Annotated in this window: 3 protein-coding genes; all 3 read right to left on the reverse strand. The window is 29.8% G+C overall.

Features of this window, described 5'->3' with window-relative positions; translation table 11 throughout:
- Window positions 1-31: 31 nt before the first annotated feature.
- The 3 genes from E6248_RS14870 to eno all read right to left on the reverse strand — a co-directional run bounded on the left by E6248_RS14870 (window position 32) and on the right by eno (window position 2,496).
- Entirely contained in the window at window positions 32-409 is a 378-nt protein-coding gene (locus E6248_RS14870) for a PH domain-containing protein (protein WP_316341560.1), read from the reverse strand.
- Window positions 410-738: 329 nt separating this feature from the next.
- Window positions 739-969 carry a preprotein translocase subunit SecG gene (gene secG, locus E6248_RS14875; protein WP_316341561.1) on the reverse strand — a complete coding sequence of 77 codons (231 nt, stop codon included), beginning with the start codon at window positions 967-969 and terminating at the stop codon, window positions 739-741.
- A 231-nt stretch (window positions 970-1,200) separates the two neighbouring features.
- Window positions 1,201-2,496, reverse strand: coding sequence for a phosphopyruvate hydratase (eno, locus tag E6248_RS14880; protein ID WP_136007776.1), 1,296 nt, complete (start codon window positions 2,494-2,496; stop codon window positions 1,201-1,203).
- Window positions 2,497-3,003: the final 507 nt, after the last annotated feature.

The raw sequence follows: 3,003 nt of genomic DNA on the forward strand, positions 1-3,003 counted from the left end.
CTATTTTAATATTTACTAAATTTTCTTTTCACTATTTTAGGCAATACTCTGCTAAAACAGATTGTAATTCATATATATTTAAGCTACTATTAAATTGCTTTTCAATAGGTAAAGCAGTTCCAGATATCCAGATTTTAAGCTCTGCATCTAAATCAAAATGACCAGATGTTTCAATACTAAAATGAGTTATTGATTTATAAGGTATTGAATGATATTCTGTTTTTTTACCTGTTACCCCTTGCTTATCTACTAATATTAATCTCTTATTTGTAAATAAAAATAAGTCTCTTACTAACTTATATCCCTTTTCAATACTCTCCGTTGGCGATAGTATTTTTGCATAATCTTTTCTTAAGCTTTCCAGGTTCACTTCCGAAGCATTCCCCATTAATCCATTAAATATACCCATAAAAACACCTTCCTTGTTTTTTTATAAAATTTAATTACCCCTTATTTATAAAGTTAAATCTAACTTATACTACCACTTATAAAGTTAAACCTAACATATGACTCTTTTTATAAGCTTAAAGCTACCTTCAATTCTTAATTTTATATTGTACGATAGCACCACTTACTATTATTATAATTCACATTAATATTTTATTGCAAAATCAAAGAAAAAAACCAGTAGTTTCAACTCTAATTTTACTGCTATTACTGTTAAAGAAAAAGCTCTATTAAAAATCCTTATAAAAACATAAAAGAGCCACTAATAATTTAAGCAGCTCATTTAAATCCCTATATTAAATTTAAAGCTATTGTATTAACAGCAAATAAAGCCATTGTAATAATAGTCAACTTTAACAACATAGCTTCCTTTGTCTTAGCCTTATTCCTAGAGAAGAATGTTTCAGTTCTACTTCCTTGAATTAATCCGCTTAATGCATCTGTTTTACTTGGTTGCAATAATACTGATATTATAATTACTAGTCCTAACACTGCTTCTAACACTAATAAAATGCTCTTCATCTCCATAATTGCTATACCTCCCAACTAGATATAAATGGTCGTATTTACATAAGGTTATCTTATCATAATGAATATATTTTTACAAGTAACTATTGTCAAATATAAATAAAAATTAAGTATATTCAATCTATATAAATTAAACATTTCTAATAATAAAAGGAGATATAACAGATTTAAATTAATAAATCACGTTATATCTCCTATTTTAATTTTTATTGCTTAATAAGGATACTATTTCTTTATGTTAAAGAATGCTCTTCTTCCTCTATATTCAGCAACATCATCTAATTCTTCTTCAATTCTGATTAATTGGTTGTACTTAGCAACTCTTTCAGATCTTGCAGGAGCACCAGTCTTGATTTGACCAGCGTTAACAGCTACAACTAAGTCAGCTATAGTAGTATCTTCAGTTTCTCCTGATCTGTGAGAAATTACTGCTGTGTATCCAGCTCTGTTAGCCATTTCGATAGCATTTAAAGTTTCAGTTAAAGTACCGATTTGGTTTAACTTAATTAAGATTGAGTTACCAACTCCTAAGTCAATACCTCTTTCTAATCTTTCAGTGTTAGTAACGAATAGATCGTCTCCAACTAATTGAACTTTCTTACCTAATCTTTCAGTGATTAGCTTCCAACCTTCCCAGTCTTCTTCAGCCATACCATCTTCGATTGAGATAATTGGATACTTATCAACCCAAGCTTCTAAGAAATCAACCATTTCAGCTGCAGTTAAAGTCTTTCCTTCATGTTCTAATACATACTTTCCATCTTTGTAGTATTCAGATGAAGCAGCATCTATAGCTATGAACATATCTTCTCCAGCTTTGTATCCAGCTTTAGTTATAGCTTCTATGATAACTTCAATAGCTTCTTCGTTTGACTTAAGGTTTGGAGCGAATCCACCTTCATCACCGATAGCTGTTGAATATCCTTTATCGTGTAAAGTTTTCTTTAATGTATGGTAAACTTCAGCACACATTTGTAATGCATCGCTGAAAGTCTTAGCTCCAACTGGCATTACCATGAATTCTTGTAAATCTACTGAGTTGTCAGCATGAGATCCACCATTGATTATGTTCATCATTGGAACTGGTAAAACCTTAGCATTTACTCCACCAACATATTGGTATAATGGTAAATCTAAAGATTTAGCAGCAGCATTAGCAACAGCTAATGAAACACCTAAGATAGCGTTAGCACCTAACTTAGCTTTGTTTGGAGTTCCATCTAATTCAATAAGTAGCTTATCGATGTATGGTTGATCATATACGTTACATCCAATTAACTCTTCAGCAATTGTATCATTAACGTTTTGAACTGCCTTTAAAACACCTTTTCCTAAGTATTGGCTCTTATCTCCATCTCTTAATTCAACTGCTTCATACATACCAGTTGATGCTCCTGATGGAACAGCTGCTCTTCCTACAGTACCATCTTCTAAGTATACTTCTACTTCTACTGTTGGGAAACATCTTGAGTCAAGAATTTGTCTAGCCACAACATCTACTATTTCGTTATAATTTTTCACGTTTATTCCTCCTTTATTTTAATGTTACTATTTACCTTTTTCTATTCATACCATTATTATTATTTCTATCAACGACAGAATTATTCATAAAAGTATAAATATCAAGAAAAATTTAAAATAAATAACATTTTTTAGCAAATAATAATCATTATCACATTTTCACTATTATTATACCACTTTGCCCATATATTTCAATACGTATTTACTTATGTAAACAATTACCCTTTTATTAAATTTAATTTAAATTCATATAATAAGCATTTCACTTGCATTATTAACCAAAAAATGAGTTGCCTTCCTGACAACTCATTTAAACACCTTATTTAGCAAAGCTAGGATAAAGACAGTTAAGACGATCATTAATTTTCATCATCTCTATTTAGCAAATACTGATTATATTTTTTTCTCCAATTTTTTGCTACCTTCTTATCTATTATATTTATATCTTCAAGAAAACTATCTAATACTCCAATTTTTTCAAGCCCCTTCATAAGATGCCTTGGATAG

The sequence above is a fragment of the Clostridium sp. genome, assembly GCF_032552055.1.
GTDB lineage: Bacteria > Bacillota > Clostridia > Clostridiales > Clostridiaceae > Clostridium.

Coding starts and splice junctions, on each gene's coding strand:
- E6248_RS14870 (WP_316341560.1), bottom strand. CDS start 409: ATGGGTATATTTAATGGATTAATGGGGAATGCTTCGGAAGTGAACCTG.
- secG (WP_316341561.1), bottom strand. CDS start 969: ATGAAGAGCATTTTATTAGTGTTAGAAGCAGTGTTAGGACTAGTAATT.